20 protein-coding genes are annotated in these 25,768 nt (G+C 73.4%); 13 read left to right on the forward strand and 7 right to left on the reverse strand.

Going from position 1 to position 25,768, the window contains the following annotated elements; translation table 11 throughout:
* Positions 1 to 182: 182 nt before the first annotated feature.
* The gene (locus EFL26_RS18885) at positions 183 to 1,610 is read right to left on the reverse strand and encodes a lytic transglycosylase domain-containing protein (RefSeq protein WP_148046770.1); all 1,428 of its coding nucleotides are present in this window, start codon (positions 1,608 to 1,610) and stop codon (positions 183 to 185) included.
* A gap of 100 nt (positions 1,611 to 1,710) precedes the next feature.
* On the opposite strand from EFL26_RS18885, the gene EFL26_RS18890 reads away from it, so the two are divergent.
* Entirely contained in the window at positions 1,711 to 2,319 is a 609-nt protein-coding gene (locus EFL26_RS18890; RefSeq protein WP_148046771.1) for a hypothetical protein, read from the forward strand.
* 83 nt (positions 2,320 to 2,402) lie between these two features.
* Here the strand turns inward: EFL26_RS18890 and EFL26_RS18895 are convergent, their stop codons facing one another.
* From EFL26_RS18895 to EFL26_RS18905, 3 genes are all read right to left on the reverse strand, one after another.
* The gene (locus EFL26_RS18895; protein WP_123224436.1) at positions 2,403 to 3,689 is read right to left on the reverse strand and encodes a sensor histidine kinase; all 1,287 of its coding nucleotides are present in this window, start codon (positions 3,687 to 3,689) and stop codon (positions 2,403 to 2,405) included.
* Between the two features lie 58 nt (positions 3,690 to 3,747).
* Positions 3,748 to 4,377: a response regulator gene (locus EFL26_RS18900; protein WP_221177034.1), complete on the reverse strand. Its 630-nt coding sequence runs from the start codon at positions 4,375 to 4,377 to the stop codon at positions 3,748 to 3,750.
* Between the two features lie 172 nt (positions 4,378 to 4,549).
* A complete protein-coding gene (locus tag EFL26_RS18905) occupies positions 4,550 to 5,440 on the reverse strand; it encodes an AfsR/SARP family transcriptional regulator (RefSeq protein WP_183408261.1) in 891 nt (296 codons plus the stop codon).
* Positions 5,441 to 5,597: 157 nt separating this feature from the next.
* On the opposite strand from EFL26_RS18905, the gene EFL26_RS18910 reads away from it, so the two are divergent.
* From EFL26_RS18910 to EFL26_RS18940, 7 genes are all read left to right on the forward strand, one after another.
* Positions 5,598 to 6,596 (forward strand): NADPH:quinone oxidoreductase family protein, encoded by a 999-nt coding sequence (locus EFL26_RS18910; protein WP_246000273.1) that lies wholly within the window; start codon positions 5,598 to 5,600, stop codon positions 6,594 to 6,596.
* 41 nt (positions 6,597 to 6,637) lie between these two features.
* Positions 6,638 to 7,072, forward strand: coding sequence for a hypothetical protein (locus EFL26_RS18915; protein WP_123224438.1), 435 nt, complete (start codon positions 6,638 to 6,640; stop codon positions 7,070 to 7,072).
* Between the two features lie 97 nt (positions 7,073 to 7,169).
* Positions 7,170 to 9,173 (forward strand): M13 family metallopeptidase, encoded by a 2,004-nt coding sequence (locus tag EFL26_RS18920; RefSeq protein ID WP_183408277.1) that lies wholly within the window; start codon positions 7,170 to 7,172, stop codon positions 9,171 to 9,173.
* Between the two features lie 8 nt (positions 9,174 to 9,181).
* Positions 9,182 to 10,552, forward strand: a complete 1,371-nt coding sequence (locus tag EFL26_RS18925; protein WP_123224440.1) for an outer membrane protein assembly factor BamB family protein — start codon at positions 9,182 to 9,184, stop codon at positions 10,550 to 10,552.
* Positions 10,553 to 10,741: 189 nt separating this feature from the next.
* The gene (locus EFL26_RS18930) at positions 10,742 to 12,913 is read left to right on the forward strand and encodes a RecQ family ATP-dependent DNA helicase (protein WP_123224441.1); all 2,172 of its coding nucleotides are present in this window, start codon (positions 10,742 to 10,744) and stop codon (positions 12,911 to 12,913) included.
* A gap of 67 nt (positions 12,914 to 12,980) precedes the next feature.
* A complete protein-coding gene (locus tag EFL26_RS18935) occupies positions 12,981 to 14,558 on the forward strand; it encodes a SigE family RNA polymerase sigma factor (protein WP_123224442.1) in 1,578 nt (525 codons plus the stop codon).
* 69 nt (positions 14,559 to 14,627) lie between these two features.
* Positions 14,628 to 16,175, forward strand: coding sequence for a hypothetical protein (locus EFL26_RS18940; RefSeq protein ID WP_123224443.1), 1,548 nt, complete (start codon positions 14,628 to 14,630; stop codon positions 16,173 to 16,175).
* Positions 16,176 to 16,205: 30 nt separating this feature from the next.
* On the opposite strand, the gene EFL26_RS18945 is transcribed toward EFL26_RS18940, so the two are convergent.
* Positions 16,206 to 17,264 carry a GTP pyrophosphokinase gene (locus EFL26_RS18945; protein ID WP_281273814.1) on the reverse strand — a complete coding sequence of 353 codons (1,059 nt, stop codon included), beginning with the start codon at positions 17,262 to 17,264 and terminating at the stop codon, positions 16,206 to 16,208.
* Positions 17,265 to 17,407: 143 nt separating this feature from the next.
* On the opposite strand from EFL26_RS18945, the gene EFL26_RS18950 reads away from it, so the two are divergent.
* From EFL26_RS18950 to EFL26_RS18965, 4 genes are all read left to right on the forward strand, one after another.
* The gene (locus EFL26_RS18950) at positions 17,408 to 20,233 is read left to right on the forward strand and encodes a DEAD/DEAH box helicase (protein WP_123224444.1); all 2,826 of its coding nucleotides are present in this window, start codon (positions 17,408 to 17,410) and stop codon (positions 20,231 to 20,233) included.
* Positions 20,226 to 20,993: an SWIM zinc finger family protein gene (locus tag EFL26_RS18955; RefSeq protein WP_123224445.1), complete on the forward strand. Its 768-nt coding sequence runs from the start codon at positions 20,226 to 20,228 to the stop codon at positions 20,991 to 20,993. The genes EFL26_RS18950 and EFL26_RS18955 overlap by 8 nt, the downstream gene beginning before the upstream one ends.
* Positions 20,994 to 21,096: 103 nt before the next feature.
* Positions 21,097 to 22,584, forward strand: coding sequence for a serine/threonine-protein kinase (locus tag EFL26_RS18960; protein WP_123224446.1), 1,488 nt, complete (start codon positions 21,097 to 21,099; stop codon positions 22,582 to 22,584).
* 162 nt (positions 22,585 to 22,746) lie between these two features.
* Positions 22,747 to 23,349 carry a hypothetical protein gene (locus EFL26_RS18965; RefSeq protein ID WP_123224447.1) on the forward strand — a complete coding sequence of 201 codons (603 nt, stop codon included), beginning with the start codon at positions 22,747 to 22,749 and terminating at the stop codon, positions 23,347 to 23,349.
* Between the two features lie 80 nt (positions 23,350 to 23,429).
* Here EFL26_RS18965 and EFL26_RS18970 read toward each other — a convergent pair whose 3' ends face one another.
* Entirely contained in the window at positions 23,430 to 24,362 is a 933-nt protein-coding gene (locus EFL26_RS18970; RefSeq protein ID WP_123224448.1) for an NAD-dependent epimerase/dehydratase family protein, read from the reverse strand.
* 94 nt (positions 24,363 to 24,456) lie between these two features.
* Here EFL26_RS18970 and EFL26_RS18975 point away from each other — a divergent pair, with 94 nt between their 5' ends.
* Complete coding sequence (locus tag EFL26_RS18975; RefSeq protein ID WP_123224449.1) at positions 24,457 to 25,002, forward strand: RNase H family protein; 546 nt, start codon at positions 24,457 to 24,459, stop codon at positions 25,000 to 25,002.
* A 27-nt stretch (positions 25,003 to 25,029) separates the two neighbouring features.
* Here the strand turns inward: EFL26_RS18975 and EFL26_RS18980 are convergent, their stop codons facing one another.
* Positions 25,030 to 25,590: an SACE_7040 family transcriptional regulator gene (locus EFL26_RS18980; protein ID WP_246000274.1), complete on the reverse strand. Its 561-nt coding sequence runs from the start codon at positions 25,588 to 25,590 to the stop codon at positions 25,030 to 25,032.
* Positions 25,591 to 25,768 lie beyond the last annotated feature (178 nt).

A 25,768-nucleotide genomic window follows, 5' to 3' on the forward strand; every position in this document is an offset into this window, starting at 1 on the left:
AACGACGTGTCACGGGACGGCCTGTCACGGGACGGCCTGTCACGGGACGGCGCCTCGGGGCTGGCGGGCGGCCGGTGCGTCAACGTCGGCCGTGGCTGCGGAGAGCGGGCACCGGGCGGCACCCGCAGGTGCCGGTACGTCGAGCCCACCCGTGGCTCGACGAGCAGCGGGAGAACCGCGCCTCACGGCGCCGGCGCCGGAGGAGTTCCATCGGTTGCCTCGCAGGGATCGGTCGGAGTCGAGCCGGCCGGAGGCTTGGCTGCGGGCTTTGCCGTGGGGTCGGCTGAAAGGTCGGGAGCGGGCGGCGACGGGTCCGGGTCGCCGGTCGGGTCGCCGGCAGGCACGCAGGCCGGGACGCACGGGGGCTCCTCGGTCGGCCCTTCGGTGGGCTTGCCGGTCGGCCCTTCGGTGGGCTTGCCGGTCGGGTCGTCGGTCGGGTCGCCGGACTCGGTGGGATCCCCTGACGCATCGGCGGGTGGGGCGTCGGTCGGCTCGGAGTCCTGGGGCTCGCAGCCGCCGGGCGCGGGTGTCGGGTCGGCCGGGTCGGCCGGGTCGGCCGGGTCCGGGGTGACCTCGCTCGGCGGAGGCTCGGTGTCGGTGGGATCGGGAGCGGGCGGGAGCGACGGCGCCGCCGGTGGGAGCTGGTCGGCACCGGAGGCAGGAGCAGGGACCGGCTTCACGGCGGGCGCGACGGCCGGTGCGGCGAGCGGGGCGGCGTGCGGGGCGGCGGCCGCCGCGAGCGGGACGGCGCCCGCGCTGGGGTGCCGCACGGGCGGCTCCGGAGCTTCGGCGGCCACGGTCTCGATCGGGCCGGTCTCCGGCGGGATCACCTCGAACGAGTGCTTCCAGCGGAGCACGAGCGCGAGGTAGGCGGTCGAGTGGTTGTAGGCCAGGATCGCCGAGCGCAGCCCTGCCTCGGTGGCGAGGTCACGACCGTCCGCGCAGAGGTAGGCCGCCGCCGTGGCAGCGGCGTCCTCGATGTCCTGGGGGTCGGCGGTCCCGTCCTGGTCGCCGTCGCGCTGCCAACGGACCCACGTGCCGGGGATGAACTGCATCGGTCCCACGGCCCGGTCCCACACGCGGTTGCCGTCGAGCTCACCGTGGTCGGTGTCCGCGATCGCGGCGAACCTCCCACCGTCGAGGACGGGTCCCAGCACGGCGGGTACGACCCGGTGCCCGGGGTCGAGCGCCCGCCCGGCCAGCGAGCCGGACTCCACCTGGCCGATGGCGGCGAGCAACGTCGTCGGGAGGTGGCAGCCCGCCGGGGCGCCCTGTGCGGCGGCGTCGTACGCCTGCCAGAGCACCGCCGGCACGGTCCCTTCCGGTGCGGCTCGCACGGCGGAGGTGGCCGCAGGTGGCTGCGCGGGTCCGGGTCCGGGTCCGGACACGTGGGACGACGGACGGCTGGGGACCACCGTCACGGACGCCGAGTCCGCGGCGGCCCCGGCGGCCGCTTGGGTGCCGCCGGGGCCGGTGAGGGATCCGCCCCCCAGCATCGGAAGCAACAAGCCGGCGACTGCCCATTCGGGCAGGGTGGGCCGGGTCCGCGTCCCCCTGCGCTCGCCCACGCCGTGGCTCACCGCCCCCGCGGCTCGCTGCCTGCGCCTCATGGATCCATCCTGGGCGACCGGCCTTGCGCCGACCTTGGGAAAGGCCTGGCTGCGCACCCGGGCCAAGCAATTCCCAAGGCCCCCGTCGCAGGCTGTGCAGGTGAGCGTGAGCAACGGACTGGGGCAGCTGGAGCTGGCGGGGGAACCTGCCACGTCGTACCCCCTGCTGACGGCGCCCGACCGCGACCTCCTCCAGCGGACGGTCGTCGCGAGCACGCTGGTCGGGTCCGCACTGATCCACGGATCGGTCGCCGGGGAGCACTTCGGTGAGTGGCTCCTTGCCGGCATGTTCTTCGTGGCCGTCCAGCTCGTCGAGCTGCTCCTCGCCCTGGCGGCTGTCTTCGCCTGGGACCGGCCGGTCGCGAGGCTCGTCGTGCTGACCGGCCTCGGGACCGTCCTGGTCTGGCTGGTCTCGCGCACCGTCGGCATGCCGATCGGCCCGGCAGACTTCCGCGTCCCGGAGCCGGTGGGGATGACCGACGTGCTCTGCAGCCTCCTCGAGCTCGCCTCGGTCGTGGCGGCCCTCCCGGCCGCCCGGCTCCGGACCACCGAGCCTCGGGGCAGCGTCCGACCCGGTGGCAGATCCGGACCCGGTGGCAGGGCGGCGGCGGCCGTGGCGGCAGCGGCTGCCCTGAGCCTCACCGGCGCGGCCGTCGTGCCCGTCGTGTTCAACGCGCCCGCTCACCACGCCCAGTCCGCCGTCCGGTGAGTCGATGGCGCGCGGAGTCCTCCCCGAGGTGGGGGAGCCGGGCATCATCCTGGTGCGCGCCAGGAGGAGACCTCGGAAACACCTCAGGGCGTGGCCATCAGCGCGACGGGGAACGAGCCGACGAGGAGGGTGCCTCCGACCGCGCGCGAGTACACCCCCAGCGTGCCGCCGAGGTCGACGACCGCGTCGTGCAGCAGGCGCAGCCCGTAGTGTCCCGAGTCCTGGTCGGCGATCGCGGCCGAGGCGCGCGCCGATCCGTTGTCCCGCACGCTGACGTCGACGACCTGGTCATGGACGTCGACGGTGACCTCGGCGCGCGTGGCGCCCGCGTGCTTGACGACGTTGAGGAGCCCCTCGCGGACGATCCGGTAGGCCAGCTGGGTGCTCTCGAGCGGAAGCTGCTCGGCTCTGTGGATCTCGACACTCACGGCGACGCCTGACTCCTCGGCCTTGGCCGCGAGCTCGTGGATCGCCGGCGCCAGCCCGATGGCCACCGACGGCGGGTAGATGTCGACGAGCATGGTCCGCAGGGCCGTGGCGTCCTCGCGGACGACCTCGGTGGCGCGCTCGATGACGGCCCGCGCGTCGTCGCCCTCGGGGGAGTCGTTGAGCTGTCCGGCCGTCGACGGCAGGGCATAGCCGAGAGCGGCGAGGTCCTGGATGACCCGGTCGTGCAGCAGCTGGGAGACCCGGCGGCGTTCCAGCTCCGCCGCCGAGAGGGCGTGGTTCAGCATCCGGTTGCGCTCGCTGATGCTGCGCGTCGAGGTGCGGGCCAGGACGACGCCGAGCGGCACGATGAGCAGCAGCAGGAGGAGCAGTCCCCCGAGCGACAGCGGCGCGATCAGGCCGAGGAGGTGCTGCTGGTCCGCGTGGAGGCGTCCGGCCGACCAGTAGGTCTCGAAGATCATGGGTACGCCGTCGGCGTCCTTGGTGCCGACGTACACCTCGAGCAGCTCACCGTTGTCCTTCTCCAGGGTGTTCTCCGAGTCGGAGAGGTGGGAGACCTCGGCGTGGACGAACGAGCGGCCGGCCTGCCTGCGCACCGACTTGTCGAAGGTGAAGGAGCGCCCGACGAGCGCCGCCTCGTCGGACCAGATCACTGTGCCCCCCACCGTCCAGAGCTTGGCGTGGACGATCGAGGATCCGAGCACACGTTCCCGCATCAGGTTGTCGAAGGCCTTCGTCGCCTCGGGATCGTGAGCCCGGACGGCGGCGTTGACCATGGGTGCGGCGATGATGCGTGCGATTGCGTCGCCGTGGATCCGCGCGTCCTGGATCGCGGTGCGCTCCGACATGCTCCTGGCCTCGAAGAAGGTGGCGAGAGCGACGATGAGGAGGGCGGCCACGCTGCGCAGGACGAACTGGACCATCGCTTGCCGCACCGGCCGGCCGCCCCGATTCGTGAGGTCTGGACTCGTGTCGCGCCGGCTACGCCTCGGCATCGTTCAACCCGATCAACCCGTTGCGCACGGCGATCACGACCGCCTCGAGCTGGGAATGGGCCCCGAGCTTTGCCAGCAGGTTCTTCACGTAGCCCCGGCAGGTGTTCATCGAGATGCCGAGCTCACGCGCGACGACACCGGCGTCGAGGCCCGCAGCGAGCAGCTGGAGGACCTCGAGCTCGCGCGCGGTCAAGGTCGGGATGCGCTGCGAGGGCACGCGCTTCTCGGTGACCAGCTCGCGCAGGAGACGAGGTTGGACCACGAAGTCACCCGATCGCGCCGTGCGCAGCGCGTGCAGCATCTCCGACACGTCGCCGTCCTTCGGAAGCAGGGCACAGGCACCTGCCGCGGCGGCTCGCTGCATGAGCGCCCGGTCGATGAACGCGCTGAGCACGACGACGCGCAGGTCGGGGCGCCGACGGATCAGCTCGGCGGCGGTTGCGATGCCGTCGCCGTCACGCAGCTGGACGTCCATGAGCACGAGGTCGGGTTCCAGCGTCGTCGCCGTCGCGAGGGCGGTGTCGACGTCGGTCGCGATCCCGACGCACTCCAGGTCGTCGTGGCTCGAGAGCATGGCCGCGACCAGCTGTGCGAAGACCTGGTGGTCGTCGACCACCAGCACTCCGAGAACCCCGGACTCCGGGCCTGTTCGAGAATCAGGTGAATCCACGGGCGTCTCACCCCCGTAAGAACGCTTCCCGCCCGAGATCCACCTTCACCCGCGGGTGGGTGGGCGGCAATAGCCCGATCGGGGTGCTTGACGAAATGCCCCACCCGTGGCAGGCGTCTCACGTCTGCATGGCGAGCACGCGCATCGCGGCGGCCGACAGGCCGGCATCCAGCGCGGGCACCTGGGCCCCCGGGGTCGCCTCGAGCGTCTGCCGCAGCAGCCGCAGCAAGGTGCGGAGCTCTCCGGGACCATGACGATCCTCGGCGCCCGACGGCTCCTGGAGGATCGCGTGGTAGAGGTCCTGGCTGTCACGGCCCGGCTCGTCCCCCAGCTCCTCGAGCATGGTCGCCCGGAGGCCGGCGTACGCACGCAGCGCCTCACCGCGATGGCCGGAGAGCCAGTGTGCGCGGATGAGGTGCTGCCACGCGCCCTCCGCGAGCCGATCGTGGCCCAGGGCTGCCTGCGCCAGGGTCGTCGCGTCGCCGAACCTCCGCGTGCCGTTGGCGAGCCCGGCCGCGTGCACGTACGCCGTCACGGCGTCGTGCTCGAAGACCTCGCGAGCGCGCTCGGCCCAGCCGGCGTACGGCTCGCTCCCGAGGAGCTCCCCGGTCGCGAGGTCGAGGGCCTGCGTGCTGAGCTCGACCGCCTCGCTGGCGGTGGCGGTCCGTGCCGCGCGGACGAGCCGGTGAAACTCCACGAGGTCGATCCAGACCTCCCCGGCCTTCAGCTGGTAACCACCCGGTGAGGTCGCCAGCACCGACGCCGGCCCGCTGCGGACCCCGAGGCACCGGCGCAGCACGCAGATGTAGCTCTCCAGGGTGGCGTGGTGGGATGCGGGCGGTGCGCCCTCCCACAGGAGGTCGGCCAGACGGTCCTTCGCCACGGTCGCGCCGGCGGCCAGGGCGAGGATCTCGAGGACCTGGCGAGGCCTGCCCCGCAGGGCCTCTGACGGCAGCAACCTGCCGTCGATCTCCACTTGGGTAGCGCGAAAGAGCGTGACTCTGATCATGGTGGAATCCCCCTTGCGACGGTCGCCCCCGAGTCGCATGTGTTCGGCAACCACGATCGCCCGGGCCGCTCGCGCTCGCTACCCCCCTCCATGGGGTGGCCGACCCCCCAATCCTGACCGGCCCGCGTGGTCGATGCGGACTAGCCTGTGCCGCGGTATGGCCATGCGTGCAGTCCAGGTGACCAGCCTCGGTGGGCCCAGTGCCGTCGAGGTCCGCGAGGTTCCCGAGCCCCAGCCGGTGGGGCCGTTCGGGCCGCAGGTGCTCGTCGACGTGCACGCCGTCGGGGTGTCCTTCCCCGACCTGCTGCTGAGCAAGGGGGAGTACCAGCTCAAGCCGGACCTGCCGTTCACCCTCGGCGTCGACTTCGCCGGCGTCGTGCGTTCCGCCCCCGACGGGTCGGGATTCACGGCGGGCGACCGGGTGGCGGCGTGCCTGCCGCACGGTGGGGCGGCGGAGGTCGTCGGGCTCGGGGCCGACAGCGTCTTCGCCCTGCCCGACAACCTCTCCTTCGAGCAGGGTGCGGCGATCCCGATGAACTACCTGACCGCGCAGTTCGCCCTGAAGGAGCGCGGGCAGGTGCGCGAGGGCGAGACCGTGCTCGTGCACGGCGCCGCCGGTGGGGTCGGTACGGCGGCCCTCCAGGTCGCGAAGGGGTACGGCGCCCGCACGGTCGCCGTGGTGTCGACCGAGGAGAAGGCAGAGGTCGCGCGCCGAGCCGGTGCGGACGACGTCGTGCTCGTCGAGGGGTTCCTGAAGGCCGTCAAGGAGGTCACCGACGGCCGTGGCGTCGACCTCGTCGTGGACGTCGTCGGCGGCGACCTCTTCACCGACTCGCTGCGCTCCCTCGCGCCCCAGGGCCGGCTGCTGGTGGTCGGCTTCGCGGCCGGCGGCATCCCCGAGGTCAAGGTCAACCGGCTGCTGCTCAACAACGTCGACGTGCGCGGCGTCGGCTGGGGCGCCTACGCGATGGTGCGGCCCGGGTTCATGGCCGCGCAGTGGAGCGAGCTCGTGCCGATGATGCGCAGCGGGGTGATCGACCCGCCGCTGAGCCACGACCTCGGCGGCGCGACGTACGCGCTCGAGGACTTCGGCCGGGCCCTCGCGGACATGGAGAACCGCGCCACCTTGGGCAAATCCGTCGTGCGCGTGCGCTGACGACTCTACGATCGGCGGGCACCCGATCCAGGAGGATCTCCATGTTCGCCATCCGCTCGGTCCTGGCTTGCGCGGCCGTCGTCGCGCTGGTGGCAGGCTGTGGCAGCGAGTCCGGCCAGCGCCAGGAGCCTCTGACCGCGGCCCAGTTCCGCATGAAGGCCCAGAGCATCTGTCGCGACGCGAGCAGCGCGACGAAGCGAATCGTCGCCAATGTCGGCGACAAGCCGACCAAGGCGCAGGTCAAGCAGTTGGTGGCGACGACCGTGGTGGTGGTCCGGAACGAGATCGAGGACCTCGACCGGCTGGTCCCGCCACGGGAGCTCCAGGACGACGTCGACGCGATGCTCGACAGCGCTCGGCGGGGGAACGAACAACTGCGAACGCACGGCATGCAGATGCTGCTCAAGGGCAAGGAGCCGTTCAAGGACGCGGACAAGAAGTCGCTTGCGATCGGTCTCGACGACTGCGCCAAGTGACCGGTCAGCCTCCGCGCGATCCGGTGACGATGACGACCCGGATGAGCCGCCGGATAAGGTCTCTTGCGTGACGATCCTCGACGACGCCCGCCCGGGCATGAACCCCGACATCCGGCCGCAGGACGACCTGTTCGGCCACGTCAACGGCACCTGGCTGGCCGAGGCGGAGATCCCCTCGGACCGCGCGGCCTGGGGGCCGTTCGTGATGCTGGCCGACACCGCCGAGCAGGACGTGCGCGAGATCATCGAGGACTGCGCCGCCGGCCGGGTCTCCGCAGGCTCGGCCGCCGACGGCGCCGAGGGCTCCGACGGCTCCGACGACGCCCGCAAGATCGGCGACCTCTACGCCAGCTTCATGGACGAGGCCCGGGTCAACGAGCTCGGCAGCACCCCGATCCAGGGCCTGCTCGACGCGATCGACTCGCTGACCGACCTGCGCGACCTCGCTGCCTTCCTCGGGGAGTTCGAGCGCCGGGGCGGCGGCGGCCTCTTCGGCTCGTACGTCGACACCGACGACCGCAACTCCGAGCGGTACCTGGTCAACATCACGCAGGGCGGCATCGGCCTGCCCGACGAGAGCTACTACCGCGAGGAGAAGTTCGCGGAGATCCGGGCCAAGTACGTCGACTACCTCGAGCGGATGCTCGACCTCGCCGGGCGCCCCGACGCGCGCGCGACCGCCGAGACCGTGCTCGCTCTGGAGACCCGGCTCGCCCAGGGCCACTGGGAGCGCGCCGAGACCCGCGACGTGCAGAAGACCTACAACCTGACCGGCTACGACGAGCTGCGCACGATGCTGCCGTCCTTCGACCTCGACGTCTACGTCCGCAACCTGGGCGGCGAGTCGGTCGCTGGCAGCACCGGTGCGCTGACCGGGACTTTGGCGGAGACGATCGTCCGGCAGCCGTCTTACCTGACCCACCTGGAGACCGTGCTCGGCGAGACCGACATGGAGCAGTGGAAGGCGTTCCTGGCCGTCCGTGCGATCCGGTCGTCCGCGGCGTACCTCTCCGACGAGTTCGTCGAGACCAACTTCGACTTCTACGGCCGCACGCTGTCCGGCACCCCCGAGCTGCGCGCCCGCTGGAAGCGCGGCGTCGCGCTGGTCGAGGGCGGCCTCGGCGAGGCCGTCGGACGGGAGTACGTCGCCCGGCACTTCCCGCCGCACTCCAAGGAGCTGATGGACGACCTGGTCGCCAACCTGCTCGAGGCCTACCGGCAGAGCATCGCGACGCTGGACTGGATGGGCGAGGAGACCAAGCAGCGGGCCTTCGAGAAGCTCGAGACCTTCCGGCCCAAGATCGGCTACCCGGTGAAGTGGCGCGACTACACGAACCTCGAGATCGACGCCGGCGACCTCGTCGGCAACGTGCTCGCGATCGCGGCGTTCGAGACCGACCGGCAGCTGCAGAAGATCGGCGCGCCCGTCGACCGCGACGAGTGGTTCATGCTGCCGCAGACGGTCAACGCCTACTACAACCCCGGGACCAACGAGATCTGCTTCCCCGCCGGCATCCTGCAGAAGCCGTTCTTCGACCCGGACGCCGACCCGGCCGAGAACTACGGCGGCATCGGCGCGGTCATCGGTCACGAGATCGGCCACGGCTTCGACGACCAGGGTGCGCAGTTCGACGGCCTCGGCAACCTCAACGACTGGTGGACCGCGGAGGACAAGGCGGCCTTCGAGCTGAAGTCCAAGGCGCTCATCGACCAGTACGACGGCTTCGAGCCGCGCGACCTCCCGGGCGAGCACGTCAACGGCGCGCTCACCGTGGGCGAGAACATCGGTGACCTCGGTGGTCTGACGATCGCGATCAAGGCCTACCGGATCTCGCTCGGCCAGGACCCGGCCAGCACCGAGCCCGTGCCCGAGCGCGACGGGCTGACCGGGCTCCAGCGGCTCTTCCTGAACTGGGCCTACGTGTGGCGCACGAAGCGGCGCAAGGAGCTCGACCTGCAGTACCTCACCACCGACCCGCACAGCCCGCCGGAGTTCCGCGCCAACATCGTGCGCAACCTCGACGAGTTCCACCAGGCGTTCGGCACGCAGTCCGGCGACGGGCTCTGGCTCGACCCGGAGGACCGCGTCCGGATCTGGTGAGCCGGGCGATGTCCTCTCGGGATGGCGCCCGCGCCGGCCGGCGCCGGGCCGGGCGTCCGCTCGCCCTGCCGGCGTGGTGGGTGGCGGCGTTCGCCGCGTTCCTGCTCGTGGTCGTGGGCGTGGTCGTCGTGGTGGTGCGCTCGCGCGTCGGGCCCTGCCGCGACGAGCTCGTCGACCACCCGCGCAACCCGCTGCTGAGCCCGGCGCAGATGAAGGCGCAGCCCGACGCGCGGCTGGACACCCTCTCCGCGGCGGTCGGTGCGATGGGGCCACCGTTCTCCGACGTCGTCGCCGGGGTGGGCTACGACTACGACCAGTGGCTGCACGCGTACGCCGTCGAGGGCGGCGTCCTGGCGTTCACCAAGAACAACGCGCCGGTCACCCTGCTCGACGGGTCCACCCTGAAGCCGCGCTGGTCGCTGCGCCCGGACAGCAAGCGGATCGCCTGGGACGCCTCGGGACACCGCTTCCTGCTGCTCGACCTGTCCGCGAAGGACGCGACCGCCGTCTCGGCGTACGACGTCGCCGACGGGCACCGGGTCTGGTGCGCCTCGCTCGACCAGCACCAGGCGTCCGGCGACCCGGTGGCCACGACGTTCCTCGACGGCGGCGACGTCGTGGCGGCGCTGCCCGACGGTGACGCGAAGCAGGGGCGCGTGGCGCTCACGCGGCTCGCCGGCGGCACCGGCAAGACCGTGTGGAGCCGAGCCTGCTCGACCGTGGCGCGCGCCGACTACCTCGGGCCGCTCACCGCCGACCTGGTGCTCGCCGGCGGCTCGGAGGAGTTCCGGCTCGCCGAGCAGACACCCGACGGGAAGGGCGGCCCCGTGATCACGGCACTGTCGGTCGCGGACGGCAAGCCGGCGTGGACCTGGGACGCCGACGCCGGCGCGGTGGTGCACGTCGTCGGCGTGGATGACGGGCGGGTCGTGGCCGTGGAGCGCGGTGCCGACGGGGTCCGGCTGTTCGCGCTCTCGGCCGAGGGCAAGGAGCTCTGGTCGACCGTGCCCGAGGACGCGGCGTACGAGGCGACGCTGCGCGGCGGCGTGGTCGTGACGAAGTCGGCGTCCGCGCTGCACGGCTACGACGACCAGACGGGCAAGCAGCTCTGGAAGCACGACGTGCCGACCGACCGCACCTACTTCCCCTACGGCTTCACGCTCGCCCAGATGCCGTCGCTGGACGACACGCACGTGTTGGTGCCGACCACGACCGACCTGGTGTCGCTCGACGTGCGCGACGGCACCGAGCAGCACTTCACCCTGCCTGTGGACGGGATCAGCACGACGTACTGGCCCTACCAGCTGCTCGCCTCCCCGGACCTGATCGGCGTCGTCACGAACACCGGCGCGGTCTTGGCGAAGCGCACCGGTGGTTGAGGTGCCGAGCCCCTGGGCGAGGCCTCGAAACCGCTGGTTGCCCACCTGCCCGGGATTTCGAGGCTCACTTCGAGGCTCGCTGGCGCTCGCACCTCAGTACAAGCGCTGGCTCGCACCTCAACCACCGGGCTGCAAACGTTGTGGACGGCCCGCACGCCCAGGTCGGCACCCGCTGGTAGACATGCCGGCATGACCACCACCGCCACCGACCTCCGTGCGCAGGCCGAGCGGCACCTGCGCGCGCTCGTCGGTCGCGACGACGCGACCCTGTACGACGACCAGTGGGCGGCGATCGCAGCGCTCGTCGAGGACAAGCGGCGGGCCCTCGTGGTGCAGCGCACCGGGTGGGGCAAGTCGGCGGTGTACTTCGTGGCCACGGCGCTGCTGCGCGAGCAGGGTGCCGGGCCGACGGTGATCCTCTCCCCGCTGCTCGCGCTGATGCGCAACCAGATCGAGGCCGCCGAGCGCGCGGGCATCCACGCCGTCACGATCAACTCCACCAACAGCGAGCAGTGGGCCGAGGTGCACGCGCACATCAGGGCCGGCGAGGTCGACGTGCTGCTGGTGAGCCCCGAGCGACTGAACAACCCGGGCTTCCGCGACGAGGTGCTGCCGCGACTCACCGAGTCCGCCGGCCTGCTGGTGATCGACGAGGCGCACTGCATCTCCGACTGGGGCCACGACTTCCGGCCCGACTACCGCCGCATCCGGCAGATGCTCGCCGAGCTTCCCGGCGGCATCCCGGTGCTCGCCACGACCGCGACCGCCAACGCGCGGGTCACGGGCGACGTCGCCGAGCAGCTGGCGGTGCATGGTGGCGAGGGCGGTTCCGAGGCTCGCAAGCTCGCACCTCAACCAACGGTGGCGAGGCCCGCACCTCAACCACAGGAGGACGTGCTCGTGCTGCGCGGCCCGCTCGACCGCGAGTCCCTGAGCCTCGCGGTGCTCGAGCTGTCCCGCCCGGAGGAACGGCTCGCCTGGCTGGCCGACCACCTCGGCGAGCTCGCGGGGTCGGGCATCATCTACACGCTCACCGTCGCGGCGAGCCAGGACATCGCCGGCTACCTCCGCGAGCGCGGCCACGAGGTCGCGGCGTACTCCGGCCAGACGGAGACCACCGAGCGGCTCGCCCTCGAGCAGGACCTCCTCGCCGGCCGGCTCAAGGCCCTGGTGGCGACCAGCGCGCTGGGCATGGGCTTCGACGCGACCCTGGGCTTCGTGGTCAACGTCGGGGCGCCTGCGTCGCCGGTGGCCTACTACCAGCAGGTGGGTCGCGCCGGCCGCGGCCTGCCCGACGGCGCCCGGGCCTCGGTGATCCTGCTTCCGGCTCGCGAGGACCGCGACATCTGGGCCTACTTCGCCTCGCTGGCCTTCCCGGCCGAGCAGCACGTGCGCACCGCCCTGAAGGTGCTCTCGGACAGCGACCGCCCGATGTCGACGGCCACGCTCGAGACCTACGTCGACCTCAGCCGCAACCGGCTCGAGATGATGCTCAAGGTGCTCGACGTCGACGGCGCCGTACGCCGGGTCCAGGGCGGATGGACGGCCACCGGCCAGGACTGGGTCTACGAGCAGGAGCGCTACGACCGCGTCGCCGCGGCGCGGCGGGACGAGCAGGCCGCCATGCTGGAGTACATCGCCACGTCGGAGTGCCGGATGCGCTTCCTGCGTGAGGCGCTCGACGACCCCGAGGCGCAGGACTGCGGCCGGTGCGACAACTGCGGTGGGTTCACCGTCGCGGCCTCGGTGTCCGACGCGGCGGTGCAGCGGGCCGGTGACCGGCTGACCCGGCCCGGGGTCGCGCTCGCGCCTCGCAAGCTCTGGCCCACGGCGCTCGCCAACCTCGGCCTCGACCTCAAGGGCAAGATCGCCGGCGCGGAGGAGGGCCGTGTGGTCGCCCGTCTCACCGACCTCGGGCTGGGCCAGGCGCTGCGCGACCTGTTCCGCCCGGGCACGCCCGACCAGGAGGTGCCGGTGCCGCTGGTGCAAGGCGTGGTCGCGGCGCTCGCGGACTGGCGCCCCCGCCCCGACGGCCTCGTGGCCTTCGAGTCCCGCACGCACCCGCTCCTCGTCGACAGCCTCGCCCACGGGCTCTCCCGCCACCTCGGGGTCCCGGTGCTGGGTCGCGTCGCGATCCGCGACGACTCCGTCGCACCGGGGCAGGGCGCGACCAACTCAGCGCAGCGGGTCGCCGCGGTCTCGCGGCGTGCGGTGCTGCAGACCGAGCCCGTCGCGGGCCGACGGATCCTGCTGGTCGACGACCTGGTCGCCAGCGGGTGGTCCATGACGCTGGCCGCCCACTGGTTGCGCGCGGAGGGTGCCGAGGCCGTGCTGCCGCTCGCGCTGGCGTCCGAGACCTGACCGGCTGAAACCGGTCGGCTGAACCAGGACCGCTGACGCCACGTAGCCCCGGGTGGAGGCTGGTGGCATGACAGGGCACGCGGACGAGTCGTTCGCGGAGTACGTCTCGGCGCGCTGGTCCCTGCTCCAGCGGCTGGCGACGCTGCTCACCGGCCAGGGCGACGCCGACGCACTGACCCGGGCCGCCCTCGTGCGGGCCTACCTCTCCTGGGCCGACGTACGCCGCTCCGCCTCACCCGACCAGCGCGTCGTCGGCGTCCTCGCGGCCACCGCCGCCCGGTGGCCGCACCGCTGGAGCGACGAGGAGGACGCCTCCGCGGCGGGACCGGACCCGCTCTGGTCGCAGTTCGGCACCCTCCTGCCCCGCCAGCGCGCGCTCCTGGTGCTGCGCCACCACGAGGACTTCTCCGACCCCGAGATCGGCGAGGTGCTCGGGCGCCCGACCGAGGCCGTGGCCGCGGAGGCGCTCGCGCTCGAGACCGGGATCGACGTCGCCCGGCTCCGCGAGCTCTTCGTCCTCCGCAGCGACGCGGTGCGGGTCGCGGCACCGCCCGGCGACGAGGTGCTCGCCGAGGCGCAGCGGGAGCGGAGCCGCCGCCGGCGCCGCTCGTGGCTGCGCGCGTCCGCGGCGGCCGCGGTCCTGGTGGTCGCGCTGACGGTGGCGAGCCTGTTGCAGGGGCCGTCCGACACGGCGGCGCGGCGGCCTCCCGCTGCCCGTGCCGTCCACTTCCTCAGCGCCCTCCCGGCCGGCCGGGCGCCTCGGATCGCCTACGCCGTGGGGCGGAGCCTGCACCTGGGCAGCGGGCAGCGGGTCACCCTCGAGGCGCCACCGTCGTCGCTGGTGCAGACCAACAAGTGGCTCTACGTCGCCTACCCGTCGGGGAGGATCGTGCGCGTCGACGCCGTCCGGGGCACGGTGCTCCCGGTGGCCCGGTCCTCGCGCGGCGAACTGGCGACCGACCCGAGCGGCGAGCACGTCGCCTGGATCGCCGCCGGGCCCGGCCCGGCGGTGGTCGTGCTGCGGACGGCGGCCGACTGGTCGGTCCTGCTGAGCGACCGACAGCGGTTCCCGGCCCAGCCACGCTGCTGCGACGACCCGTTCGTGCTCAACGGCATCACCAGCGACGGCGCCGTGATCGGGTCGCTGCCGGTGGTGAGCGAGGCCTGGGTGTGGCGCACGCCCGACGCCGGCTCCGACACCCTCCAGGAGATCAGCGGCCTGGGGGACGGTGCGATCACCCAGGTGGTCGGCGGCGGCCTCGTCGTCCGGCACCCCCCGGGCACGTTCGCGGTCGGCTCCGTGGTCGACGGGACGTTCCGGCCGACCGCGGTGCTCAGCGCCCGGGACGCGGACTTCGCCGACCCGCTCGGCCACCGGGTCGTGTACGCCGACGACTCCGGCGAGATCCACGTCCGCGAGCGCGTGCAGCGCGGCCGGTCCCGTCGCCCGTCCCCGGACGTCCGGCTCCAGCTGCCGACCCTGGACCAGGGGTTCGCCGCCGTCCGGTGGGAGGACGACGACCACCTGCTGCTCGACGTGGCGGACGCCTCGCAGCCGCACGGCGCCCTGGTGCGGTGCGACGTCGGCACCGGTGCCTGCGAGCTCACGGCTCGCCTCGACCGCCCGCACCTGCTCGCGGACTGACCGATGCCGACGCGGCCGACGACGCCGAATCCACGCGCGCGCCGCCGTGGTCAGGAGGACGCTTGGCCCATGCACGCCGACGAGCCGTACGCCGACTACGTCGCGGCGCGCTGGTCGACGATCTACCGCCTCGCCGTCCTGCTGGTCGGGGAGGATCGGGCCGACGACCTCGCCCAGGACGCGCTGGTGCGCGCCTACGTGGACTGGCCCCGCGAGCGGGAGGACGAACCCCCGGAGGAGCAGGTCAAGGCGATCCTGGCGCGCCGCGCGCTCGCCGAGCCGGCACGGGCGCCGACGGCCGACAGCCCGTGGGCGGGGGTCGGGGCGCTCTCCCAGGCGGAGCGCGTGGTGCTGGTGCTGCGCTGCTACGAGTACCTCGACGACGGCGACATCGCGCGGGCGCTCGGCGTCGGCCACGACGTCGTGACCGACGCGAGCTTGGTGCTCGGGTCCCTCCCGATGCCGGCGACCGAGGTCAGCGCGATGCTCACGCGGGCCGCGGACCAGGTGGGGGTGCCGCTGCCGCCGGTCGAGTCGCTCCTCGCCCGCGGCCACGAGGCCCGCCGAGGCCGCTCCCGCCGGAGGCTGTGCTGGACGGCCGCCGCGGTCGCCGGTCTGCTCGTGGCGCTCGCCGCCGCCACCTACCTCCAGGCCCACCCGCTCTGGCATCGCGGGGCGCCGGCCGGGTCCTTCCCGGGTCGGCTCGCCGACCTCCGCAGGGGCGCGGCGCCGCGGGCGGCGTACGCAGAGCTGGACACGCTGCACCTGGGCGGCGGGCGGTACGTCGTGCTCGACAGCGTGCCCTCCGGGCTGGTGCAGGCAGGCCGCTGGACCTACGCGTCCTTCCCCTCGGGCTCGATCGTCCGCGTCGACGACCGCAACCCCCGGATCTCACCGGTCACGGACTCGGCCGTCGGCCCGCCGGTGGCCGACCGCCTGGGACGGTACGTCGCCTGGCTCGCGAGCGTCGGCGGGCCACCGCTCGTGATGGTCCAGCCCACCGACCCGGACCGCACCAATGCCCGGGAGAACGAGCACCGGTTCCCCTCCACGGGTGAACCGCCCGAGGTCGTCGGCATCACCCCTGCGGGAGACGTCGTCGCGGCGTCGCCCGGGGAGAGCCGGGCCTGGGTGTGGCGCTCGGAGGACTTCTTCTTCGATCCGGCGCAGGCGGTCCGCGAGATCGAGGGCCTCGGCAACGGGATCGTCACGCAGGTGACACCCGGCGAGATCGTCGCGCAGTACGGGGCCAACCACTTCGCGGTCGGCCGGATCGACCACGACGCGTTCCTCGCCGAGGAGGACGTGGTCGCCACCGCTGCCGACTTCGCCGATCCCACGGGCCGGCGGATCGTCTACCTCGACGGCTCCGGCGCGATGCGCGTCGGTCGCCGCGGCGCCGGCTCCGGGCGCGACCGGTCGCACGACCTGCGGCTCCGGTTGCCCCGGCTGCGCGTGGGGTACGCCGCCCTCGTCTGGGAGGACGACCGGCACGTGCTCCTCGACGTCACCGACGACTCGCTGCCGCACGGTGCGGTGGTCCGGTGCGACGTCGGCACCGGCGCGTGCGAGCTCGCCCATCGCTTCGCCCAGACCCTGCACCTGCTCGCGCGCTGAACCGCGAGCAGAACCCTCCGAGAGCCGGCGTCAGCCCGCGTCGGCGTCGTCGGTGCGCAGCTTCTCCAGCCGCGCGGCGAGCAGGTCGCGCCGATGAGCGTTGCCGTGGAGGTCGAGGTAGCGGTGGCCGAACACCGCGAGCAGGGCGTCGTCGAGCCGGCGTACGGCACCCGGCGGGTACTTGTACTCCAGCCGGGCGTTGATCACCGAGCTGTCCACCGACGTGAGCAGCCCGGCGAGCTCGTCGAGCGAGGTGATCCCGAGCTCGAGGAGGAGCCCGGAGATCCAGGCGTAGTGGTCGGTGCGCGACCAGCCGGCGTCGGCGTACTGACCGGTGAGGAACGAGGCCAGGTCCTGCGGGTCGATCCTCGGGTCGCTGGCGTCGCCGTCCGCGCCCCGGTGGGTGCCGGCCACCTGGATCCGCGCCCGGATCTCGGAGAACTCGCGGTCGGCGAGCTCGAGCAGTCCGGCGGCGAGCGTGAACCGGCGGTCCAGGTCGGGGGCGTGCTCGGCGGGCACCGTGCCCTTGTAGCGGATGTCGTGCTCGAACTCGGCCCACGCGTGCTGCAGCACCGTGCGCACCTGGACCGACGCCGGGAGGCCGCCGGTCTCGTCGCGTCGCGCGGGCGCCCCGTGCGCGGCGGTGAGCAGGATGTGCCGGCTGGCGTAGCCGAACCGGCCCTGGCTGGCGGTCTCCCGGCCCATGTCCCGGTCGTCGAGGATCGTGAACTCCCCGGCGAGCAGGTCGGCGACCGCCTCGACCTCGCTCAGCAGGTAGCAGATCACGCGCACGCCGACCTGGTCGGTGATCCCGCTCAGCGGGTCGTCGTACGCCGGCGACCCCGGCTGCGCGCGTGCCGCCTTCGCCGCGAACGACGCCACCGACTTCGTCCGGCCGGTGATGGTCAGGTAGTTGATCCCCGCGTCGTCGAGCAGCGTGGTCACCAGCGCGACGTACCGTGCGGTGACCTCCTGGAGCGCGGGCTGGCGCTCGGCGTAGGCCTGCACCGCCCGCCGCACCGGGTCGCGCCGACGGTCCTCGGCGTGCTGCACCGACTGCTCGGCGGCGTGCTCGGCGGAGGTGCTCACGCCGACCATCATGGCGGTTCGCGGCGGTCGGCACGATCCGCCACCGCTGTCGGGCACGATCTGTCGGGGTCGCGCGTTAGGTTCCCTGTGCTGGAACGACCCCAGCCCAGACCACGCCACTGCACCGCACCGGGAGGCCGCGCGTGAGCTTCGTCCCGCTGCAGGGCCCGGCGGTCCTGCACCCGGCCGACCCCCCGCGCGAGAGCGAGATCGAGTTCAGCGGTCCGCAGCGCACGATCCGACTCCCGATGCGCGGCGCGATCCCGGTGCTCACGCGCGCGCTGCGGGCGGGTGACGCCCACGCCTCCGTGGCTCTGCTGGGAGCGGCGACCATGCTCGCGATGAAGCTGGTCGCCGCCGGCCGGCTGCAGCGCAGCCCCGCCGGCCACGCCTGGCAGGTCGGACCGCTGCTCCCCGAGGACGACGCGCGGGTGCGGGCGCTCGCCGAGGCCCGGGCGTACGCCGATCTGGCGGCCGACGACGCCGAGGAGACCATCCGCGCGCTGCTCGACGCCGTGGCCGACACGATGACCCGGCAGGTCTCCACGGACGGCCACGTCCCCCGGTCGATGGTTGAGGCGCGCTCCCCCGCGGTTGACCCGCGCTCCCCGGTGGTTGAGCCTGCCGAAACCACTCGCCCCTGGCAGCGCCACCAGGTCGAGTCCCCCGATCTGCCGGCCGAGGTCGTCCTGAGCCTGCGGATCGAGGCACCCGACGAGCAGCTGGCCGGCGGTCGCGTGATCGTCGTGCCCCAGGTGCACGAGGTCGACCTCTCCACGCACGTCGTCGACGTCGAGCAGCTGTGGTGGGACGACGCCGCCGGCCCGGAGGTCCACGGCGGGCACGGGTTCTCCCGCGAGGCGCGGGTCAACGCCGGCCTGGCGCTGCGGCGGGCGGCCCAGGCCTGGCCGGTGCTCGACCGGCTGCTCCGGCGGCCCGTGCCCGACCGGCTGCTGCTCGACGGCGACGAGGTCGCGGACCTGCTCGAGCACGGCCTGCCGGCGCTGGCCGGCGTCGGCGTGGACGTCTTCTGGCCCCGCGGGCTCCGCCACGAGCTGACCCCGCTGGGGCGGGTCGAGGTGAAGTCACGCACGGGCGCCCGAGGCGAGCCGTTGATGACGGGGGTGTTCGGCCCCGACTCCCTGTTCGAGTTCGACTGGCGGCTGGCGCTGGGCGGTGACCCGCTCACCGACGACGAGATGGCCGCGCTGGCGACCGCGAACGGGCCGGTGATCAGGCTCCGCGACAACTGGATGGTGATCGACCCGGCGACGGCTCGGCGGGCTCGGGAGGCGGTCGGCCGACGGGGCCGCCGCGAGCTCAAGCCGGTCGAGGCGCTGACCGCGATGCTGACGGGCACCCTCGCCACCCACGTCCCGCACAGCGACGAGCCGACCGTCGAGGTGCACCCGGGCGCCACCCTGGAGAAGGTCCGCGACCGGATCGTCGACGCCGCGCAGGTGAGCCCGCTCGACCCGCCCGCCGGGCTGGCGGCGACCCTGCGCGACTACCAGCGGCACGGCCTGACCTGGCTGGCGGAGCTCACCGGCGCGGGCCTGGGCGCCTGCCTGGCCGACGACATGGGGCTCGGCAAGACGGTGACGCTGATCGCCCTGCACCTGCACCGGCGCGAGCGCGGGCTGGCGACCGGGCCCACGTTGGTGGTCTGCCCGGCGTCGCTGCTGGGCAACTGGGAGGCCGAGGTGCGGCGGTTCGCCCCCGGCGTCCCCACGCGCCGTTTCCACGCGAGCCGGCGCGACCTGACCGGCGACCTGGGCTTCGTGTTCACGACGTACGGGACGATGCGGGCCGACCACGAGACCCTGGCCGGAGTCGCGTGGGACCTGGTCGTCGCCGACGAGGCGCAGCACGTCAAGAACGCCACCTCGTCGACCGCGCGCAACCTCAGGCTGATCCCGTCGCGGTGCCGGGTGGCGCTCACCGGCACGCCGGTGGAGAACAACCTGACCGAGCTCTGGGCGATCCTGGACTGGGCGACGCCGGGCCTGCTCGGCTCGCGCAACGCGTTCCGGAGGCGGTGGGCGGCCCCGATCGAGAGCGGGGTCGAGCCCGCGGTGGCGCGGCAGTTCGCTCAGCTGGTCGAGCCGTTCCTGCTGCGCCGGCGCAAGACCGACCCCGGGATCGCCCCCGAGCTGCCGCCCAAGACCGAGACCGACCAGGTGGTCGCCCTGACCCGCGAGCAGGTGGTGCTCTACGAGTCCCTAGTCCGCGAGTCGATGCGCCGGATCGAGACGGCCGACGAGGACGGCCGACGCGGCCTGGTGCTGGCCCTGCTGACCGGCCTCAAGCAGATCTGCAACCACCCGGCGCACTACCTGCGCCAGGCCAGTGGCCGGATCAAGGGGCGCTCGGAGAAGATCGACGTGCTCGACGAGCTGCTCGGCACGATCCTCGCCGAGGGCGGCTCCGCGCTGGTGTTCACGCAGTACGTCGCGATGGGCCGCCTCCTCGAGCGGCACCTCGACGAGGTCGGCATCCCGTCGCTGTTCCTGCACGGCGGCACCCCGGTGCCGGCGCGGGAGCAGATGGTCGCGACCTTCCAGGCGGGCCGTGAGGCCGGACATGGGGGTGGCGCGGGAGCCGGCGCCCCGCCGGTCTTCCTGCTCTCGCTCAAGGCCGGCGGCACGGGGCTGAACCTCACCCGGGCCGACCACGTGATCCACGTCGACCGCTGGTGGAACCCCGCGGTCGAGGACCAGGCCACCGACCGCGCCTACCGGATCGGCCAGACCCGCCCGGTGCAGGTGCACCGCCTGGTCACCGAGGGGACCATCGAGCAGAAGATCGGCGAGCTGCTCGCCCGCAAGCGGTCCCTGGCCGACGCCGTTCTCGGCTCCGGCGAGACCGCCCTCACCGAGCTGTCGAACGACGAGCTCCGCGAGCTGGTGACGCTTTCGGTCGGTCGCTACGCTCCCCCGAGGCTTCGCCGCCGGACACCCCATGGCTGACCGGCGCTCCCCGGGCACGGTCTCCGGGGACCCGATCGTCTTCCCCCGCGTGGGCCGCGTGCGCGGCGGGATCGCCCGGAGCAGCACCTGGTGGGGCCGTGCCTGGGTGCGCAGCTTCGAGGAGACCGTGGTCGAGGCGGCCGACCTCCGACCCGCGCGGACGCTGGCCCGGTCGGGCCGGCTGGGCGCGGTGATGGTGCTGGCCGGAATGGCGTCGGTGGTCGTCGACCGGGGCGGTCCCGGCGCGGTGATGGCCCAGCTGCGGGTCACCCAGCTCGACGACACCGCCTGGGAGACCTTCCTCGTCGAGCTGCACCGGAAGGCCGGCTTCACGGCGGCCCTGGAGTCGGGCGAGCTCGCGACCGACCTCGTCGAGAACGCCGACCAGGCCGGCGTCGAGCTGCTGCCCGGTCCCGGCGACCTCGAGACCGCGTGCGAGTGCGACGCGCTGTCCGACCACGTGATCCAGCCCTGCGTGCACGCCCTCGCGCTGCTCTACCAGCTCGCCTGGCACGTCGACGCCGATCCCTACGCGCTGCTCCTGCTGCGCGGCCGCACCCGGGACCAGCTGCTGGAGGGCCCCGCGACCCGCCCGACGGCGCCGGGCCCGACCGGCGGCTCTCTCGACGCCGAGGACGCCGGCGAGGCCGCGGCCCGCGCCGCGGAGATCCTCCGGCTCGCGGCCGACGCGCCGACCGGTCACGGGCTCGCGGACGCCGCGGTGGCGGCGTACGACGAGGAGATCAGCCGACTGCTGTGACGACCGGCCCACGGTGGCGACCGACGGGGGCGAGCGGCGCCTCGGTGTGCATGCCTAGGCTGAACCCGGGCACGGCACCACGGGTGCGGACGGGAAGGCAGGCGTGATCGCAGGCAGATACGCCCTCGAGCGGGAGATCGGCCGAGGCGGCACCGGACCGGTGTGGCTCGGCCGCGACGACGTCCTCGGACGCCAGGTGGCGCTCAAGCGGATCGGGTTCCTGCCGGGAGCCGCCGAGACCGACGTCGACCGCGCCGAGCGGGAGGCCCGGCTCAGCGCGCGGCTGCACCACCCGCACGTGGTCGCGGTGTTCGACGTGGTCACCGATCCCGACACCCACGACCACTGGCTGGTGATGGAGTACGTCGAGGGCGAGACCCTGTCCGAGTGGGTGCGCGACCGGGGGCCGCTCGCCCCTGACGCCGCCGCACCGCTGCTGTGGCAGGTCGCCGACGCGCTCGTCGCCGCCCACGCCGCCGGCATCACCCATCGCGACGTCAAGCCGTCCAACGTCCTCGTCGGGCGGGACGGCCAGGCCAAGCTCACCGACTTCGGCATCGCCCGGATCGCCACCGACGCGTCGCTCACCCAGACCGGGCTCGTGACCGGGTCCCCGGCGTACCTCGCTCCGGAGGTGGCCAGCGGAGGCCGTGGCGGCGCGGCCTCGGACGTCTGGTCGCTCGGGGCGACGGCCTACCACGTGCTGGCCGGCCGGCCGCCGTACGACGTCGGCGACAACGTGCTCTCCGCGATGTACCGGATCGTCCACGACGAGCCGCCGCGGCTGCCCGAGGCCGGCCGGCTGGCGCCGCTCCTCGAGGGCACCATGGTCCGCGACCCGGCGCAGCGCTGGTCGATGCAGCAGGTCCGCGACTTCCTGGCCGGGTCGGGACGCACGCCCGCGCCGGTGCCCGCTCCCCCGACTCCCGACGGCTCGCTGGAGGACGCCGGCGGCACGCGGGTGCTCACGGCCGTCACGGCTGCTCCGGAGCCTGCGGAGCCGGAGCCCGCAGCCAGGCCGCTCGTCCCGCCGTCCGCCCCGACCGCCGCACCTGCGCTGACCGACGACGCGCCGCAGACCGTCGGGGGGCCGGCCTCGACGACTTCGCGCCGTCCCTCGAACCGCGTGATCGCCGGCCTCGGAGTCGCCGCCGCCCTCCTGCTCGCCGTCGTCCTGTACGCCGCGCTGTCGAACGGCTCCGGCTCGGACGGTGGCACCCACGCGTCCGGCACGCCGACCGGGCGCGCGACGAAGACCGCCGCGAAGCCCACCGCGGCCGGGATGGAGTCCTTCATCCGCGACTACGTCCGCACGGTCTCCGACAACCCGGACCAGGCGTGGACGATGCTGACCCCGAAGTTCCAGCGCGAGAGTGGAGGCATCGACCGGTACCGGTCCTTCTGGAACCCGGCCACGAACGGCACGGTCCGCGACATCACGGCGGATCCGGCCGCGTTGACCGTGAGCTACCAGGTGCACTTCGACCACTTCCACAACGGCCCTGGCCCGACCGTGCTGGACCTGACCTTCCAGGACGGCCACTACCTGATCGACGGGGAGCGCACGAAGGGCTTCGTCCCGGCGGGCTGAGCCGGCCCCATCGGGGCCTGGCGCGGATGCGCACGGCGGAGGACCGCGCCGGCTCACGGAAAAATGCGTGCTGGGCTATGGCGTCCCGTCGCAGACAGGCGTAGGCAGGGAGCAACCGGCAGCGCCGGTCCGGGCGCTGCCCTGTCCCGAGAGGAGCGGGCCGTGTTCGCACGTTCCACCACGTTCCACGGAAGGCCCGAGAACATCGATGCGGGCATCAGGTACGTCCAGAACGAAGCCGGGCCGATGCTCGACCGGATCGACGGCTGTCGTGGGCTGTCCCTGCTGGTCGACCGCGACACCGGCCAGTGCATCGCCACGAGCTCGTGGGAGGGCGAGTCCGCCATGCTCGCCAGTGGCGACCAGCTGCACGAGATCCGCGAGCGCGGTCGCACCATCCTCGGCGGGTCGATGCAGATCGACACCTGGGACATCGCCGTCATGCACCGCAGCCAGCACGGGGAGTGCTGCCGGGTCAGCTGGCTCGAGGGTGACCTCGACGCGATGATCGACACCTTCCGGATGGGCATCCTGCCCCAGCTCGAGCAGACCCCCGGGTTCTGCAGCGCCAGCCTGCTGGTGAACCGGACCTCCGGCATCGGCTGCGCGACGACCTGCTGGGAGACCCAGGCAGCCATGGTCGCCAGCCGCCCTGCCGCCGACGAGATGCGCAACCGGGCTGCGAGCGACTCCGGCGGCTCGATCGTCGACGTGCACGAGTACGAGCTCGCCTACGCGCACCTGCACGTCCCCGAGATGGCCTGACCCACGTCGCGCCGACCGGCTCGTGCGTCGCGGCGGGCCGGTCGGTGCGTGGTCAGCCCTGTCTGGTCAGCCCTGTCTGGTCAGCCTTGGGCCCGCAGCCCCGCGGCGATCTCGGACATCGCGTCGGACAGCCCCACGCCCGGGGTCCAGCCCCACCCGCGGGCGCGACCGGCCAGGACCTGCCCGGTCCACGCCGGCTGGTCGTCCCAGACCGGCTCGACCCCGAGGGCTCCGGTCACCGTCCCGACGTAGTCCCGCACCGTCGCCCGGTCGGAGGACGCGGCGTTCACCGGGGTGCACGCTCCTCGCACCGGGCCCCTCCCGGCGTCGTCGCACGCGGCGATCCGGCCCGACGCGACGTCGGCGATCAGCGCGGCGAGGTCGTCCACGTGCACCCATGCGAAGGTCTGCTGCGGTACGGCGTGCCGCTCGTCGGGGTCCTCCCCGATCGCCTTCGGACGCAGCGTGTTCCAGATCGAGCTGTCGCCCGGGCCGAGGATCGCGGGAGGCCGCACCAGGATGCGGGTCAGGCCGTCCACCTCGCCGAGGGCGAGGTCGGTGTCGCGCTTGGTGACCGCGTAGGTGTTCGCGTCGTCACCGACGAGAGCAGCGGACTCGTCGACGTCGCCGACGCCCGGTGACCGGTCGTACACGGCGGCGGTCGACACGTGCACGAGGCGGTCGACCCCGGCGTCGCGGGCCGCCCGGGCGAGCACCGGCGTGCCCTCGACGGCCACGCGCTGCTGGATCGCGCGATCGTCGCCCATCGGGTGCACCGTCGTGACCACGGCGTCCGCGCCGGCGACCACGGCGGCCGCGAACGCCGGGTCCGCGAAGTCACCGACCTGCTCCTCGACGCCCGGGAGGTCCGGAGCGGTGCCGGCCCGGCGTACGACGGCGCGCACGGTGGCGCCCCGGTCCACCAGGGCCTGGCAGACGTGGGACCCGACGAACCCGTTCGCACCGGTCACGACCAGGACCGAGGGGACCTGGCTGGTCCGGGGAGGGCTCATCGGGACATCGTGGCACCCGCCTCAAGAGCCCCGGTTCGCTCTGGAGCGGCTGTCCTTCGCGGACCGAGGGGCACCGAGTGGCAGGATGCGGTGCGTGACGATCATCGCCGGCGCGGACGGGTCCGCCCTCGGGAATCCCGGCCCCGCCGGATGGGGCTGGTACGTCGACGACGACTGCTGGGCGGCCGGCGGGTGGCGCCACGGCACCAACAACATGGCCGAGCTGACCGCCGTGCTCGACGTGCTGCAGCAGACCGCGCACCTCGACGAGGACCTGCTGCTCTACTGCGACAGCACCTACGTGATCAACTCGATCACGAAGTGGATGGCCGGCTGGAAGCGCCGGGGCTGGCGCAAGGGCGACGGCAAGCCGGTGCTCAACGTGGAGATCATGCAGGCGCTCGACCTGGCGATGGTCGACCGCAGGGTCCGCTTCGAGTGGGTCAAGGGTCACACCGGGCACCCGCTCAACGAGGCGGCCGACAAGCTGGCGAACGCGGCCGCGCTGTCCTGGAAGGGCCTCACCGCGCCCGACCCCGGTCCCGGGTTCCCCGGTGCCGTGGTGCGGCCGGCCGAGGTGGCGCCGACGCCGCCCCCGACGTACGACGACCCAGACCTGTTCTCGATGCTCGACGCCTGACCGGGCCCCGTCAGCGAATGCGGCGGGTCAGGGAAGCAGGGCCCGCAGCGCCATCTCGCTGAGGATCTCCCGCATCTCCGCGTCGGAGACGACGGCGCTGTGCGGGGTCGAGTTGATCAGCCCGAAGCCCGCGTGGACCCGGGCGCGCGCCTGCTCGCGGGAGAGTCGCCCGTGGAGCGAGCGCAGCACCGTGACCCAGACCTCCACGTAGGCGAGCTGGGTGCTGCGGACCTTCTCGCGAGCCTCGACCGGCAGGGCCGACCAGTCGCGGTCCTGCACGACGATCAGGGCCTTGTGGGCGAGGGCGAAGCTGACGTGCCAGTCGACCAGCGACGCCAGCGCCGCCTTGTCGTCGGCGGCGGCCCCGACGCGGCGGGTGCCCTCCGCGAGCAGCTCCTCGCTGATCGAGACCAGCATCTCCGACAGGATCGCCTGCTTGCTGCGGAAGTGCTTGTAGATCGCCGGCCCGGAGAACCCGCAGGCCGCGCCGAGGTCGGCGATCGAGACCCCGTGGAAGCCGCGCTCGGCGAAGAGGTCCGCCGCGATCTCGAGGATCTGCTCGCGGCGGCTGGTCACGGAGGTCGGCACGGGCCCAGCCTAGAGGGGCGAGTCCGACGAGGGCTCGCCAGGTTTCGAGGCTCGCCGGCGCTCGCACCTCAACCACCGGGTGGTTGAGGCGCGGTTGCGCAGCAACCGCCTCGAAACCTGGCGACGTTCTTCAGACCGGTGGTTGAGGCGCGGTTGCGCAGCAACCGCCTCGAAACCT

This window comes from Nocardioides pocheonensis (assembly GCF_003725535.1).
Classification (GTDB): domain Bacteria; phylum Actinomycetota; class Actinomycetes; order Propionibacteriales; family Nocardioidaceae; genus Marmoricola; species Marmoricola pocheonensis.